This is a genomic window from Shewanella insulae, from assembly GCF_009831655.1.
GTDB classification, from domain to species: Bacteria; Pseudomonadota; Gammaproteobacteria; order Enterobacterales; family Shewanellaceae; genus Shewanella; species Shewanella insulae.
Map to the genome: position 1 here is coordinate 144,495 of NZ_WRPA01000010.1, position 14,985 is coordinate 159,479.

Annotated in this window: 18 protein-coding genes and 1 tRNA gene; 7 read left to right on the forward strand and 12 right to left on the reverse strand. The window is 52.0% G+C overall.

All coding sequences use genetic code 11. The features are described from left to right. Positions 1-2: 2 nt before the first annotated feature. From GNT65_RS12365 to GNT65_RS12410, 10 genes are all read right to left on the reverse strand, one after another. Positions 3-1,094: a flagellar basal body P-ring protein FlgI gene (locus GNT65_RS12365; RefSeq protein WP_160796627.1), complete on the reverse strand. Its 1,092-nt coding sequence runs from the start codon at positions 1,092-1,094 to the stop codon at positions 3-5. Positions 1,095-1,105: 11 nt separating this feature from the next. Beyond that, complete coding sequence (gene flgH / locus GNT65_RS12370; protein ID WP_160796708.1) at positions 1,106-1,780, reverse strand: flagellar basal body L-ring protein FlgH; 675 nt, start codon at positions 1,778-1,780, stop codon at positions 1,106-1,108. Between the two features lie 24 nt (positions 1,781-1,804). Then, a complete protein-coding gene (flgG, locus tag GNT65_RS12375) occupies positions 1,805-2,593 on the reverse strand; it encodes a flagellar basal-body rod protein FlgG (RefSeq protein WP_011865151.1) in 789 nt (262 codons plus the stop codon). Between the two features lie 10 nt (positions 2,594-2,603). After that, positions 2,604-3,347 carry a flagellar basal-body rod protein FlgF gene (gene flgF / locus GNT65_RS12380; protein WP_160796628.1) on the reverse strand — a complete coding sequence of 248 codons (744 nt, stop codon included), beginning with the start codon at positions 3,345-3,347 and terminating at the stop codon, positions 2,604-2,606. 199 nt (positions 3,348-3,546) lie between these two features. After that, entirely contained in the window at positions 3,547-4,908 is a 1,362-nt protein-coding gene (flgE, locus tag GNT65_RS12385) for a flagellar hook protein FlgE (RefSeq protein ID WP_160796629.1), read from the reverse strand. A 63-nt stretch (positions 4,909-4,971) separates the two neighbouring features. Further along, positions 4,972-5,754, reverse strand: a complete 783-nt coding sequence (gene flgD / locus GNT65_RS12390; RefSeq protein ID WP_160796630.1) for a flagellar hook assembly protein FlgD — start codon at positions 5,752-5,754, stop codon at positions 4,972-4,974. A 10-nt stretch (positions 5,755-5,764) separates the two neighbouring features. Next, positions 5,765-6,184 carry a flagellar basal body rod protein FlgC gene (flgC, locus tag GNT65_RS12395; protein ID WP_160796631.1) on the reverse strand — a complete coding sequence of 140 codons (420 nt, stop codon included), beginning with the start codon at positions 6,182-6,184 and terminating at the stop codon, positions 5,765-5,767. Positions 6,185-6,186: 2 nt separating this feature from the next. Next, a complete protein-coding gene (gene flgB / locus GNT65_RS12400; protein WP_041510618.1) occupies positions 6,187-6,585 on the reverse strand; it encodes a flagellar basal body rod protein FlgB in 399 nt (132 codons plus the stop codon). Between the two features lie 188 nt (positions 6,586-6,773). Continuing rightward, positions 6,774-7,613, reverse strand: coding sequence for a CheR family methyltransferase (locus tag GNT65_RS12405; protein WP_160796710.1), 840 nt, complete (start codon positions 7,611-7,613; stop codon positions 6,774-6,776). Between the two features lie 159 nt (positions 7,614-7,772). Then, positions 7,773-8,693, reverse strand: a complete 921-nt coding sequence (locus tag GNT65_RS12410) for a chemotaxis protein CheV (RefSeq protein ID WP_160796632.1) — start codon at positions 8,691-8,693, stop codon at positions 7,773-7,775. A 209-nt stretch (positions 8,694-8,902) separates the two neighbouring features. Between GNT65_RS12410 and flgA the strand changes: the two genes are divergently transcribed. The 3 genes from flgA to GNT65_RS12425 all read left to right on the forward strand — a co-directional run bounded on the left by flgA (position 8,903) and on the right by GNT65_RS12425 (position 10,484). Continuing rightward, positions 8,903-9,610 (forward strand): flagellar basal body P-ring formation chaperone FlgA, encoded by a 708-nt coding sequence (gene flgA, locus GNT65_RS12415; protein WP_160796633.1) that lies wholly within the window; start codon positions 8,903-8,905, stop codon positions 9,608-9,610. A 120-nt stretch (positions 9,611-9,730) separates the two neighbouring features. After that, entirely contained in the window at positions 9,731-10,048 is a 318-nt protein-coding gene (gene flgM, locus GNT65_RS12420) for a flagellar biosynthesis anti-sigma factor FlgM (protein WP_160796635.1), read from the forward strand. A 10-nt stretch (positions 10,049-10,058) separates the two neighbouring features. Beyond that, entirely contained in the window at positions 10,059-10,484 is a 426-nt protein-coding gene (locus GNT65_RS12425) for a flagella synthesis protein FlgN (RefSeq protein WP_160796637.1), read from the forward strand. 112 nt (positions 10,485-10,596) lie between these two features. On the opposite strand, the gene GNT65_RS12430 is transcribed toward GNT65_RS12425, so the two are convergent. After that, positions 10,597-11,043, reverse strand: a complete 447-nt coding sequence (locus GNT65_RS12430; protein ID WP_160796639.1) for an LPP20 family lipoprotein — start codon at positions 11,041-11,043, stop codon at positions 10,597-10,599. Beyond that, on the reverse strand, positions 11,040-11,651 hold the full coding sequence (locus GNT65_RS12435) for a FlgO family outer membrane protein (protein WP_338091776.1): 612 nt from the start codon (positions 11,649-11,651) through the stop codon (positions 11,040-11,042). The genes GNT65_RS12430 and GNT65_RS12435 overlap by 4 nt, the downstream gene beginning before the upstream one ends. 368 nt (positions 11,652-12,019) lie before the next feature. On the opposite strand from GNT65_RS12435, the gene GNT65_RS12440 reads away from it, so the two are divergent. From GNT65_RS12440 to GNT65_RS12455, 4 genes are all read left to right on the forward strand, one after another. Beyond that, the gene (locus tag GNT65_RS12440; protein ID WP_160796643.1) at positions 12,020-13,180 is read left to right on the forward strand and encodes a flagellar assembly protein FlgT; all 1,161 of its coding nucleotides are present in this window, start codon (positions 12,020-12,022) and stop codon (positions 13,178-13,180) included. Positions 13,181-13,256: 76 nt separating this feature from the next. Then, positions 13,257-13,332 (forward strand) — tRNA-Arg (locus tag GNT65_RS12445). A gap of 50 nt (positions 13,333-13,382) precedes the next feature. Beyond that, positions 13,383-14,711 (forward strand): motility associated factor glycosyltransferase family protein, encoded by a 1,329-nt coding sequence (locus GNT65_RS12450; RefSeq protein ID WP_160796645.1) that lies wholly within the window; start codon positions 13,383-13,385, stop codon positions 14,709-14,711. After that, positions 14,708-14,941, forward strand: a complete 234-nt coding sequence (locus tag GNT65_RS12455) for a hypothetical protein (protein ID WP_160796647.1) — start codon at positions 14,708-14,710, stop codon at positions 14,939-14,941. The genes GNT65_RS12450 and GNT65_RS12455 overlap by 4 nt, the downstream gene beginning before the upstream one ends. Positions 14,942-14,985: the final 44 nt, after the last annotated feature.

The following is a 14,985-nucleotide window of genomic DNA, read 5'->3' on the forward strand; positions in this document are numbered from 1 at the left end:
ATTTAGATGATGATAAGCTCACCATGCAAAGCACCTGCCACCTTTAACGCTTCTAAGATGGCTAACACGTCAGATGGCGCGGCGCCGACCAGATTAACCGCCCGCACCAGCTCATCGAGCGTAGTGCCAGGGTTGAACAGGAACATGCGACTATCTTCCTCCGAGGCATCTATGGTGCTGTCGCTGGTGACGACTGTATTGCCCCCCGCCAATGGATTAGGCTGAGACACCTGAGTCGCCTCGGCGATGGTTACCGTCAGGCCACCATGGGTCACGGCCGCAGGTAATAGACGCACATCTTTACCCACCACTATGGTGCCGGTGCGGGAGTTGACGATCACCTTGGCCGACTCGGACGCTGGCTCCACCTCGATATTTTCCAGCGTCGCCAGAAAGGAGACTCGCTGAGACACATCTCGCGGCGCACTCACCTGCACCGATGCCGCATCCAGTGGACGTGCCATACCCGGGCCTAGGAGATCGTTGATGGCATCCGCGAGGCGCTTAGCCGTCGAAAAATCGGCGCGGCGCAGGTTAAAGGTCAGATGATCGCCGGTGGAGAATGGTGTCGCCACGGTACGCTCAACGATGGCGCCGTTGGGAATACGCCCAACGGTGGGGGTATTCTGAATCACCTTAGAGCCATCGAGCCCTTCGGCGCTAAAGCCGCTGACCACCATGCTGCCCTGTGCTATGGCATATACGTTGCCGTCGACCCCCTTTAGGAAGGTCTGCAGCAAGGTGCCGCCACGCAGGCTCTTGGCCTCACCTAGGCTAGAGACGGTGACATCCAATGTCTGTCCCGGCTTGATGAATGCCGGCATGTCGGCATTCACAGCCACCACGGCGACGTTCTTGATCTTGGGGCGGAAGTTATCGGGCAGATTGATGCCGAAGTTTTTCAGCATGGTCTTGAAGGTCTGCTCGGTATAACGTGTCTTCTCACCGGTACCCGGTAGGCCGACCACCAGACCATAGCCGATCAGCTGATTGCTACGCACCCCTTGTACGTTGGCGATATCCTTGATGCGCTGAGCCGAGGTGACGCTTGAAAACACCATCAAGGCACAGGCCAATAATAATTTCATCTTCATGACATCGCTCCTTAGAAGGGCCACCAGTCGCTCATAAAGAACTGGCTCAACCAACCCACTTTCTGTGCATCGGCAAAGGTGCCCGTGCCGCTGTATTGAATACGGGCATTGGCCACACGCTGAGAGTCGATAGTGTTATCGGGACGAATATCCTGCGAGCGCACTATGCCGGTGAGCCTGACAAATTCATCGCCATTATTGATGGTAATCCACTTCTCGCCGCGGATCACCAGGTTGCCGTTGTTGAGCACCTGCATCACGTTGGCCGAGATGCTACCCGACAGGCTGTTGCTCTGATCCGCATCGGACTCACGCTTAGTATTCATGCTGTCTTTGTAGCGCAGGTCGATGGGCGAGCCGCTGATGGTGACATTGCCCCCGCCGGCATAGATGGGGTCCAGCGTCAGATCTGAGCCCTTCTTCAGCTCATTGTTGGCGCTCTTCTTCGCCTTGGTCGACTCTTGCAGGATCACAGTAATAATATCGCCGACCTTAAGCGCCTTGATGTCGGAATAGAGGCTGGAAGCCTGGCTATCCTGATACATGGAGCCCGTGGCGGCGATCTTGGTCGGCGGCGCCTCGGGATACACGGGAGCATAGTAAGGGTCATCGGCGATCGGCTTCTGGTTGGTTGAGGCGCAGCCCACCAACGCCAGCGCAACCGCTAAGACAGATGACTTAGCCATAACAAACTTAGTCATATCAAACCTCTACAAATTCTGATTGACGTAAGAGAGCATCTGATCGACGGCCGAGATCACCTTAGAGTTCATCTCGTAGATGCGCTGGCTCTCGATCAAGTTCACCAGCTCCTCGGTCACGTTGACGTTAGAAGTTTCCAGCGCCCCCTGACGAATAGCGCCCATGCCATCCAGTGAGGCGGTGCCCTGAATCGGCGTGCCGCTGGCACCGGTTTCCAGATAGAGGTTCTGCCCCATAGGATCCAGGCCGCTCGGATTGATGAAATCTGACATACTCAGCTGACCCACCACCTGGTTTTCCGCCGCACCAGGGGTCTTCACCGAGACTTCCCCTTCGGCAGACACGGTAATGCTGGTCGCATCATCCGGGATGGTGATCGCAGGTTGCAGCACATAGCCAGAACCCGGGGTCACGATCTGCCCGGTATCGTCTAAGGTAAACTGACCATTTCGCGTATAGGCTGTGGTGCCATCGGGCAGCTGCACCTCGAAGAACCCCGGGCCTTCTATCATCAGATCCAGTGAGTTGTCTGTGGTGAGCATATTGCCCTGAGTAAACATCTTCTGGGTTGCCACCACCTTAGTACCCGCGCCTATGTTTAAGCCGTTGGGTAACTTGGTGTTGGAGGCGCTGATCCCGCCCGCCTGATTCACTGTCTGATAGAGCAGATCTTCGAAAACGGCTCGGCTCTTCTTGTACCCAACTGTGCTGGCATTGGCCACATTGTTGGAGATCACCGAAATGTCTGTTTGCTGGGCATCTAAGCCAGTCTTACTAATCCATAACGCCGGATGCATAATCTATCTCCTAACTAATGCGCATTAATGACGAAGAGGCTTGATCCATCTCTTCGGCGGTTTTCATCATCTTGACCTGCATCTCAAATTGACGCTGCAGATCGATTAAAGAGACCATCTCGTCGACGGCATTGACATTACTGCCTTCGATGGCGCCACTCTCCACGGCAACATTGGGATCGGCCGGGGCGTTAACGCCAGACATTTGACGAAACAGACCATCCTCGCCGCGCATCAGGTTCTGGTTACCAGGATTAACCAACTTGATGCGGCCGACCTCCTCGACGACTTCGGCAGTAGAACCGAGCGGTCTGACCGAGATGGTGCCATCCTGGGCGATTTCGACCTTTTCGATGGGAAGGGGCAACACGATGGGACCGGCATCGCCCATGACGGGGTTGCCTCTGTCATTACGCAGCAGGCCTGAGGTATCGAAACTCAGGCTACCCGAGCGGGTATAGGCTTCACCGCCATCGACGGCCTGCACGGCAATCCAACCATCGCCTTTCACCGCGATATCGAGATCCCGTCCCGTAGTCTTAATCGGACCGGCGACAAAGTTAGCCGACGGGTTCTCTGTCATCGAAAACACCCGTGTAGGCAACCCTTCACCAAAAGCCTGCATAGATCTGGCCTGTTCCAGATCAGACTTAAAGCCATCGGTATTGGCGTTGGCAAGGTTGTTGGCACGTACTGCCAGCGAATGCATATTCTGCTTGGCGCCACTCATGGCGACATAGAGTAATTTATCCACTTGCTGCTCCGTCAATGTTTCAACTAAAACTGTCTAATAACAGAACAAAGCAAACATCATGCCAAACAATGGATTTGGTTAAACAGGCTAAATCAAGCAGATAGAAATGAAGCTAAGGGAGGAAAGAAGAAGCGGCAAGATAAGCGGAAATGTGTTGCCGCCTTGGCAACACATTTCACTAATAGCACTAGGCAACAGCTTAACGGATCTGCAGTACCGTCTGCTGCAGGGTGTTGTTCACTTCCAAGGTACGTGAGTTCGCCTGGAAGTTGCGCTGGGCCGAAATAAGATCCACCAGCTCAGTGGTGAGGTCGACGTTTGACTGCTCTAGGGCCGAGGAGCGAATGCTACCAAAGGTGCCGCTGTTGGCCTCACCCGCCAGTGCAGGACCCGAGTCAAGGCTCTCCTTCCAAGAGGTATTTCCCGCCTGGGTCAGGCCCTGCTCGTTAGAGAAGCGCGCCAGGGCGACACGGGCCAGCGGCACGGTTGAGCCGTTACTGTAACTGGCGTTGATCAAACCATCGGCGCCCACTTCTACGTTAGTCAGACGACCAACGGTAGTACCATCCTGACTAAGCTCGGTCACCTCGAAGGGTGAAGCGTACTGGGTCGGGCTGTTAAAATTAAGCGTGAGTGTCTGGGTTCCGTCTGTACCAGGGCCCAAGACATTGGCGCCGCTCACCCCTAGTTGCTCAGTGGTGATCACTGCAGGATCACTACCTGTGTATGCGCCCGTATCGTTGAAAGATAATACCGAGCCCTTCCAGCCGCTGGCATTGACCGCAGTGCCACTAGCATCGGCCACGCCGTCACCCGTGGTATCACGGCCATAGGTACCGGCCGCGCCGGCCAGATCCACCTGCTTACCGTCTACCGCATAGAAGGCCACCCAGTTACTGGTACCTGTATAGGCCGCTTCGGGTGGACGCACAAAATAGGTAGTCAGAATGTGGGGCTCACCGAGAGAGTCATACATGGTGACCGAGGTCGAGTTATTATAGGTATCAGGGTCGTTCGGATTGAAGTTCGCCGGATCTAAGGTGCTCTCCCCAGCGTTAAGGTTCATCTGAATTCCGATGTTGTCGGTTTTCTGCGGGCTACCCGCGGTATCGGGGATCTTCACCGGCTGAGTGGTGGTGAGACTCACCGAGGTCGAGTTACCATCCTTATCGACCGGGAAGGTCTGCAGATAGGCACCGGCCGAATTAACCAAGTAGCTGTCGGCGTCCACCTTAAAGGCACCGGCGCGAGTGTAGGAGAGATCTTGCGAGCCCACTTCTGATGAGGTCACGAAGAATCCTCCACCATTGATCGCCATATCCAACGCGTTGCTGGTAAATTGCAGACTGCCCTGCTGGAACTGCTGCGCAACCTGGGCCGTGGTGACACCGCCACCAACCGTGGTCTTGCTGTTGGCGAAGATAGAGCTGGCATACACGTCGGCGAACTCGGCGCGCGACTCCTTAAAACCTGTAGTGTTAACGTTGGCGATGTTATTCGCCGTGGTATTGAGATCTTTTTGCGCCGCCGCGATACCACTCAATGCAATGTTAAATGACATAAATCACCTCACTAAAAATTAGTTATCTGTTCTGGACTTGAGTGTCCTAACGCTCTGCTTTGTCTAGGTTTCAGACACGGCCAGAACATCACCGAGTTTGATACCGCCTATGCCTCTCAGATTGAGAATCGCGCCAGTACTTGCCGTCCCCAGCGAAACACTCGTCACATGGGCGTAGGTCGATACGGCTAAATCTTCACTCTTACCATCTACCTTGCCCGATGCCTTGATGGCATAGGTGCCACTGGCAACGGGTTCGCCATCCTTATCCAGTCCATCCCATGACACATCTATGTTGCCGCCATCACTGCCATCGACAGTAAAGGTCTTAACTAGTTGCCCCTTCTCGTCCTCGATACGCACAGTGATCGACTCGATAGGCTCCGGGGTACTGATCACCCCTTTCAGCACGGGATCTTCGGCCGAAATATGTCCGGTATCGGATGGGATCAACACCTTCTGTCCCACCAGCCCCGAGGCCTGCAGCGCCTGGCTCGACGTCATCACGGTATTGAGGTTTACGATCTCCTCATTGAGCTTGCTGATACCGTCCACGGTAGAGAAGGACGCCATCTGGGCGATCATCTGATCGTTATCTACCGGCTTAAAAGGATCCTGCATCGACAGCTGCTGACTGAGCAGGGAGAAGAAATCCTCCTGGGTCAGCTCCTGGCTCTTAGCCTCGGGAATCGAAGACTCCTCCTGCAGTCGCATGCTGTCGAGAAAAGGATTCCCCGTCGTCTGGGTAGTTTCCTGACTACTGGATGCCTGAGGCGTCACCGACTGGGTGCTCTGGGTCGAGCTGGTTTGCGCAACCTGAGTATTTAATGGATTAACTAGGCTCACGACTTACCCCCTAGGAATTGCCAATGCGTAAGGTTTGCTGAAGCATGGACTTAGCCGCATCCGCAACCTGCACATTCATCTGATAGGAACGAGAGGCCGAGATCATATTGGCCATCTCCTCCATGACATTGACATTCGGCTTATAGATAAACCCATCGGCATCCGCTAACGGATGATCCGGTGAATACTCTTTCTGTAGCGGCTTATCGCTCTCTACGATGCCGGCCACCTTTACCGCCTGGCTGGTCTGTTGCTGATGACTGGCCTTGGCCAGCTCGGCCTCGAATACGGGGTGGCGGGCGCGATAGGTCTGATCCACACTGCTGGAGACAGAATCGGCATTAGCTATGTTACTGGCAGTGGTATTTAACCTGACCGACTGCGCCGACATACCAGAGCCGGCCACATTGAAGATATTAAAAAGGCTCATGATTACGTTCCTTTAAGGGCTTTTTTCAGGCCGGAAAACTTACCGTCAAGAAAACCTAACGACATCTGATACTCGAGCGCATTCTGCATAAACTCAGACTGTTCCTGCTGAATATCCACCGTATTACCGTCTCCGGTATCGGGCTGATTGGGCACCCGATAGCTGATGTGTTGCTGAGAAAGCGCGGCCAAATCGAAGTGCTTCTCGTTGCTACGGCTCATCGCCAGCCCACCTTGGGCCGTACGCGCCGCCTGTAGCGCCTTATCAAAATCAAGGTCTTTCGCCTTGTAATGTGGGGTATCGGCGTTGGCGATATTTGACGAGATCACCTCGGCCCGCGCCGACCGTATCCCCAAGGTATACTGATGTATCCCCAATGCCTTATCGAAACTTATCGCCATAAAATTGCCTCCACACACGAATGTCATAAACAAAGCAATACTTGTGCCAATAAAATCGACTCTGGATAACTTGCACGGATAGATGCACGCTAGAAATGCGAGGCATAAAAAATGCCAGCGATGGCTGGCATTTGAAACTTGATAACTAACTCAGAGGGTTAGCGGCCTACAGGCCTAAGTGAATCACATTAGGTACGCTTCTGATAGTAGATCCCTGGATTACACCTCACCATATCAAACTCATCGGTCAGACCGGCAATCGACTCGGACGCGCCCAGAAACAGTATCCCCTTAGGATTGAGGGCGGCAGCAAATTGCCGCAGTATCTTGGCCTTTGCCTCTGGGGCAAAATAGATAAGCACATTACGGCAGAAGATGATGTCAAACTTGCCGAGCAAGGTGTAACTCTCGAGCAGGTTATGGGCCCTGAAATTCACCAAACGCTTGACGTTGGGCTTCACTACCATGGAGCCACTACCCGTAGATTCAAAAAACTGACGTTTGCGCTCCTCGGACAGCCCGCGCCCCAGGGCAAGGTTGTCATATTCGGCGGTCTTACAGCGCTCTAACATGGAGGGCGACAGATCCGTTGCCAAAATGCTTGCGCTACCAGGCAAGGCTCCAGGCTTACGCTGCTGATATTCTAAGATGGTCATCGCCAGCGAATAGGGTTCCTGTCCAGACGAACAGGCAGCCGACCAGATCTTCAGCGGCCGTCCCAGGCGAGCATATTCGGGTAACAGCTTATTGCCTAATAGCTCGAAGGGATAGCGATCGCGAAACCACAGGGTTTCATTGGTGGTCATGGCGTCGATCACCTCGGCACGAAGTTGCCGCTCGGTCGGTTTCATCGAATGTTTAACCACTTCAGATAAAGAGGGAAGATTATATTTCCCCATCAGAGGCGCGAGTCGACTACGAACCAAATATTGCTTATTGTCGCCCAACACAATTCCGCTGTGCTGCTCCAGAAATAATTTAAATTGGTTGTACTCGGCTTCGGCAAGTGATTTATTCGGCACCTTGATATCCCAATATCAAAAAAGAAAACAGGCTACAACATACACTATAGCAAGCGTTGCAGAGCTCAGCGTTATACATTAGCTAACTCACTGATACAAGCCCAAACTTACCAATTTTGGGCTCAGGCCCAAGCAAATGTAGGCTCAGGCCCAACTTAGTTCAATTTACAGACTAAGATGCTTGTTCACCGCTGCCGCTAATTCATCAGGATTAAACTTCGCGATAAAGTCATTGGCGCCCACTTTCTCCACCATGGCCTGGTTAAACACGCCACTGAGCGAGGTATGCAACACCACCTTAATATCTTTCAATTTAGGGTTATCGCGGATCTCCGCCGTCAGAGTATAGCCGTCCATCTCAGGCATCTCGATATCAGAAATGATCAGCGGGATCTCATGGGCCACGTTATCCATCTCGGCGGCGACCTTCACCAACTTATCTAAGGCCTCGCGACCATCCTTAGCGGTATCGATCTGCAGGCTCAAAGACTCCAGTGCGCGAATGATCTGCTTACGTGCCACGGCAGAGTCGTCGATCACCATGATGTGATAGTGACGCTCCCTGTCTATGGTGAGTTGCTCGTCGACCTCCTGGCTGATCGCCGTCTTCACCGGCGAGATCTCATCGAGGATCTTCTCGACATCGAGGATCTCCACCAGTTCACCCTCGATCTCTGTTACCGCCGTCAGGTAGGAGTATCTTCCGGCACCCTGTGGCGGCGGCATGATGGCTTCCCAATTCATGTTGATGATGCGCTCGACCGACTTAACCAAGAACCCCTGAACGCTGCGGTTGTATTCAGAGATGATGATGAAACAGCCGTCGGTATCTTCAATAGGTCTGCCGCCGGTAGCCGCACTAAGGTCGATCACCGAAATCGTCTGCCCACGAATATGGGCCACGCCCCTCACAAAAGGATTGAGCTTAGGCAGGCCGGTCAGTGGCGGGCACTGAAGCACCTCTTTCACCTTAAATACGTTAATGCCAAACCTTTGCCGCCCGTTTAACTTAAACAGCAATAGCTCTAAGCGATTTTGTCCTACGAGTTGGGTGCGTTTGTTAACTGATTCAAGAATACTCGACATATTGCCTTTGCCCTGTTGTCGGGTGAATGCTAAGCCATTCCCATGGTAAATATGAGTATAGGCATACTAATTGCTTTATCTAGTTATATGACAACCAGACCTTTACTTTGTCAAATTTATGACACTCATTTATCACAAAAAATGGCAAAGCCTTGGCTCTTCAAACGAAGTATAGGTGTAATCTGGCTAATCAAGCTAGTCAATTCATTATGAAAGTAAATTTTGCATATTTTCTGTTTTTGCTACTCATCTCTCTCCCCTCATTGGCGACGGAGAATGCGAGTGTTCCCTCTGTATCGACCATAGCGCGATTAGCTACAGAGGTCGTGCAAGAAAAAATGGTCATACCCCAAGATGCCAAGGTCATAATCACCCCCCAAAGCCTGGATACGCGGCTCAAGCCTCCCAGCTGTTTAGGCCAGCCCAAGGCAGAGATCGCCAGCGATCGTGCCATCAGTAAAAACAATACGGTCAAGATAAGCTGCACTAGCCCAGATCTCGACTACCCCTGGCAGATATTTATTTCGGTGCGCGTCGAGGTGCTCTTTCCCGTTGTGGTCGCCAACCAGACCTTGGGGCCAGGCGATCTCATCGAATCGGATCAGATACGCTTAGCCTACGTCGAGCAGAATCAGCTCAGAGGTCAGCAATTTGATGACCCTGTCGCGGTGACCGGCACCCGGGTGAAACGCAGAATTCCCGCCAATCAACCGTTATTTGCCAGCAACCTCTGCTTTGTCTGCAAGGGAGATATCGTCTCCATTTTTGCTCGATCAGAGAATTTCGAGATAAAAACCAACGGCGAAGCGTTAAAAGATGGTAACCTTGGCGATAAGATACAGGTGCGCAATAGCCGCTCCAACAAGCGAGTCGACGCGCATGTGACAGGCATTGGCGAGGTAGAAGTCAGGATGTGAGCCTGATGACCTCTCACGCGCAAAAATTTATACTGTTTTTTGAAACTTTATCCTAAAGCTTTAACCATGAGTGCCGATAGACAGGTATGTTGATCTCATTTATGTAAGTTGGACCCCACAATGCCTATAGATATTAAGCACGTAAATACAAACACTAACAGCCGAGTTGGCAGTGCCAGCTCGAAAGCCTCACAGCAAAAAGGTGCGGCAGCGGCTACCAGCGCCCCTTCACAGGCGGTGAAGAGCGATTCGGTCTCTATCACCTCTCAGGCGCAGCAACTACAGAGTGCCCAGGCCAAGTTAAACGACATTCCTGAAATCGATGTCAAGAAGGTCGAACAGATCAAGGCCGCCATCGCCGAGGGACGCTATAAGATAGATGCAGACAAACTCGCCAGCAATATTGCGCAGTTTGAAAAGGAACTCCAGGATCTTTAACTAATACGTTATGACGCAGATAACCGATATCATCGCCAATCAACACAAATTACTGGACAGCTTAAAGCTAACCATTACGGCAGAGAAGGATGCCCTGATCGCGCAAGATGCCGATCAATTGTTGCGTCTGGCCAATGAGAAGGCTCAGTTGTTAAATGAGATCAAACTAGGTGATACCGAATTAGCTGCGCATCCTGAACTAGGCAGGCTCACCCAGGAGCCTCAGCTTATTGCCCAGATCGATGACGCCAAACAGGCATTGGCCGAGTGTAAACAGCTTAACGAGCAAAACTCAGCGCTTATCGAACACAGCATGGCCAGCGTCAATCGTTTCTCCCAGGCCCTGCAGGCCAGTCGTAATGCCAACAGCCTCACCTATGACGGCAAGGGCAAGACCTCGACCATCTCGACACTCGGCAATAATCTGAAAGCCTAGTCACTAATAAAAAGTTACTGGTTCAAAAACTAAAGACATAAAAAAGCCTCTTTAAAAGAGGCTTTTTAGTTAGTGACTATTTTTAACGGCTACATTGAGTCTCACATCTCAATTAGAAATAGGTCACTTCCTTCACCATCTGCGGCCGGTTCTGCTGCTGGTATAGCGCCCACACCTGCTGGAAATCAAGCTCCAGCTCGGTCACATAATGCTCCCCAACGGGATAGCTCTTCACCACTCTGGCCCCGCGAATCACCCCGCTCACCGAGGCCTGAATGCTGTCATCGGAAAGCATCCAATCTTTCACGCTGCTGGACGCCGACAACTGCTGACCATAAACCTGCTCGGCCAGTTCGCGATAGGCAGCGATCTTCGACGCCTGCATAGCCATCAACACCCGCTGGGATGCCTCCTTCGCCTGCTGAGTCGCCAGCGGCGCATAGCCGATAGCAGTTAACTTAGGAAAGCTTTCCGGCGCCTGGGTTTCCCATTGAATGTATCTGTCTTGAGACGCACATCCACTCAGAACGAGCAGCAACACACTAATTAGGTATCTCATTGCTTAACCCCTATAATCTGGACATCTCCCTGACCCTGGCTGCTATAGCGAAACAGCTTGCCATCTTTAACGACCACCTTCTCTGACAGGCTAAGGTAGTCCGCCAGCTCGGCCTGGCTCACGCTCGCCCCTGCCACGGAGACCACACGGTTATTGGTGACATTGACGATACGGCTGTTTACCACCACACCATCGGGTTTGAGACTCATGGTCGATACCAACACATGCTCAACCGGCAGATCCGCTGGCAGTTGCCGCCAGTCCCGGGTCAGGATCAGCTCGCCTTGATCTGTCACCCTAAGGTTCTCGCCCACGTTAAGATCCACCAGATTAAACTGATGGTCATGCATGGCCGCGATTAGCCCTTGCTGTATCTGCAGCCCCAAGGCGTTCGTCGACTTGAGGTTGTCCAGCAAGACAGGCGTTGCCACCAGCAAGGGTTGCTTAGGCGTCAACTGATCATTTTGGCGCACCAACTCATTTGCCAGCTGCTGAGTCAGGTGTATCACAGATGAACTCGCAGGCAAACTATTGCCGCTCTGCAGGGTGGGCGTAGCAGGCTCGTTTGCCGTACAGGCCCCCAACAGCAACAGGGAAGATATTATCAAAGCGTTTCGCATCATGATGTCCCATGGTTTTCGATATTGACCCAGGCCAATATACCCACTTGGCTGCGCCATATTTTCGGCCAACCAAACCTATTGGCTAATATGCAGCAATATATATGCCATAAGCATAGCAAATGCTCGTCTTCCACAAGGTATTAGGCTCGGCGCTTAGACTCTCACTAAGCATAAGGGGTTAGATGGCGCTGATGATCATGCCTGCTGGTTAATTACCTGACAGGTCTCAACTCAGGCATAGATATTGCTTTAAGCCTAGCTAATCAATGGGAACATGAGAATAGGCGCAAAAACTGTCAGCATTTTGGCACCGCCTACGCGCCAGGTAAACCAGCTCAGTTGAGACCAACACGATGAAACGAATCCAATTACTATTGCTGTTACTCGCCACCTTTAACACTCAGGTAATGGCTCAGTGGCTTGAGGCCAAGGGCGAAGCCAAGATCATCAACGGCAATATCACCCAGGCGCGAGAAGATGCCATAGCGCAGGCGCTGAGCTATGTCACTTTGCAATCCGGTGGCCAGTTTACCAGCCTGCAGCAGACTCAGAATGGCCAGCTGACACAGACCCAGTTTACACTGACGCAACAGGCCAAGGCCGGCCGCGTCGAGCTGATCAGCGAGCGCATTCAAGGCGATACCCTCAGCGTCAACCTAAGAGTCGATGTGCTGCAAAACGCTAAGGTACAGAGCTGCGGGGCCAGTCAACTCAAGGCGGCGATTCTGGTGCCCCAGGCACAAGTTGCCGATCGCAGCCAGCTCAGGTACGGCAATCTTGGCAACTTCGAGAAGGCCCTGTCGGAGAAACTCGGCAGCATCATAACGCGAGAAGGCAAGGCGAGTTTTGCCCATGTCCACGCCAACGAACGTCTGGATATCGAGCAATCATTAATCGACATTCGCGGCTACCGTCTGCCCAGCTGGCTTAGCGAGATCACCGACAGCCAATACATTCTGCTGCCGGAGATCATCGACATCTCCACCGAGCCGGTCGAAAGCAGTATGTTTGGCCTCTGGGATAGCTATCCCCAGCGCCAGTTTCAGCTACGTCTCTCTCTCTACCACGGCATCAGCGGCGAGCAGATCTGGAGTGAGTACTATGATGCCCCTGCCCCATGGGAATTTGAGCGACAAGCGACGGTACCGGCCCAGAGCAACCGCTTCTGGGCGTCTAGCTATGGTAAGAACATCGAAATGCTCCTGAACCAGGCCAGCGAAGATATCGACAAGGTGCTCGACTGCCGTCCGCTACTTGGACAGGTGGTATCCCGCGTCGACAACCGGGTGATCATCAACCTAGGACGCAATCATGGCGTGAAAGTTGGGGATAAATTCCAACTGGTACTGCAGCGAAACCTACCGGATCGACTGGATAATATGCGGGCGGTTGCCAGCGAATCGCGCGCCAAGATCACCATAGACCAGGTGACACAGGAAAGTGCCACCGCCCTGCTGCAAGGTGCCAACGGCGCAATCAACATACAAATTAACGACATCGCGATTAAAATCTAACTTAATTAGTGCACTAATTAAGCAACTAAATCTAAAGCCTTTTCATCGCGATGAAAAACAGTATAATCACTTGCGTCTCCCTATAGCTCAACAGGATAGAGCAGTCGCCTCCTAAGCGATCGATCGGGGTTCGAGTCCCTGTGGGGAGACCAGTTAGTGAACTAGCCTAATAGATGAAGTATGACTTCAAGGGACAGTGTCAATGACTGAGCTTTTTAATGCCAATCTCAACATCATCAGCCAGCGTTGGCCTATCATTGCCTCTGCACTTCAACGAGTATCTTTCAATCATCTCGACGCCGCTCTTGTTACCGGCCAGAATCAAACAATAAGTGTTAACGGTATTCAGCTCAGTAGTCGTCATGACCGGCTATCCGAAGCGAGACTCTTCATCGATACCTTACCCCAAGAGACTAAAACGGTTACCGTATATGGCATAGGTATGGGCGATGTACCGAGTCTGTTAATCGATAACCCTCAGTATACTCAGATCAAGGTATGTATCTTGAACTTAGCGGTACTGGCCTTAGTGTTAGCCTATACGGATCAGAGTGAATGGTTAAGTCACCCAAGTGTGATCCTATCCCTTAACCCCGATGCCAAACTGGATTACCCCTATGTCGCTATTTCCCCCGAATTATCGCTTTGCGACGAGGCCCACGCTAGACTAAGAGATCTATTGGTCATGGAGCTAAACCAAAATTTTGCCAATAGACGACATAGGCTTGATGACCCTTTAACCCTGGAAAGGTTTAAGTGTAATGAGGCGCAGATAATCACAGATCCCGATGCCGCCTCGCTGATTGAGACGATGAGGACCGATAAGGCCATTGTCATAGGTAGCGGCCCTTCGCTTGAAGAGCACTACGACTATCTCAGAGCACTCTGTAAACAATCCAATAAGCCGGTGATGATTGCGGCCGATACAGCGCTCAGGGGGCTAATCCACAGCGGTATCAAACCCGATATCGTCGTCACCGTCGACAGCCTCATCGATAGCTATCATCTTCCGCTCGAGGATACAGACGACATTAAGCTAGTGTATTTTCCCAAGGCAAACCCAAGGGTTTTGGAAAACTGGCGAGGGCCTAGGTTCATTGCCTATGGACAGAGCAATGTCTACGACGCCTTGGCTCAGCAATACCCTAAGTTGAGACTCTATATCAGTGGTAGCGTCATTCACCCAGTCATCGATCTAGCGGTTAATTTGAAGGCTAAACAGATCACCTTATTTGGCTGCGACTTCGGTTACTGTCACAACAAGAGCCATGCATTTTGGAGTGCTCACTCATTCAAGCAAGAAGATGTAGAGGAACGTGCCTGGGTTAACGCCATAGACAACAGAATGAGGGCCGCTCGACACTGGGTGCTCGATGGCCATGGCAATCGAATAACAACAGACCTAAACCTAAGAGCCTACCTGAGATATTTGGAGCTCTATATCACTCGGCATCCGCAAGTCAGCTTCTATCGCGCTAGCCTCTCTGGCGCAGATATACAGGGCACCCAACATAAGGAGCCTGGCGCATGAACATGATCAAATCTTTTGTTAACACGGCCCATCTTTACCGACTAGGTCACGAAGCAGAGGCATCGGTGGCACTGCGCCAATGCATCGACGAGATGGAGAAAAACTACCCTGAAGTTATTAAGCGGCCAACATTTGGTCAGATAATATCTCCTATGCTGCAAGCTCAGGAAAGGCAGGACTGGCTCGCACTGGCAGATTATTTAGAATATGAATTACCCCAGCTATTTTAGTTGTAATACTCTGTTTAAAAGCAGTTATCATCAACTTGACATTA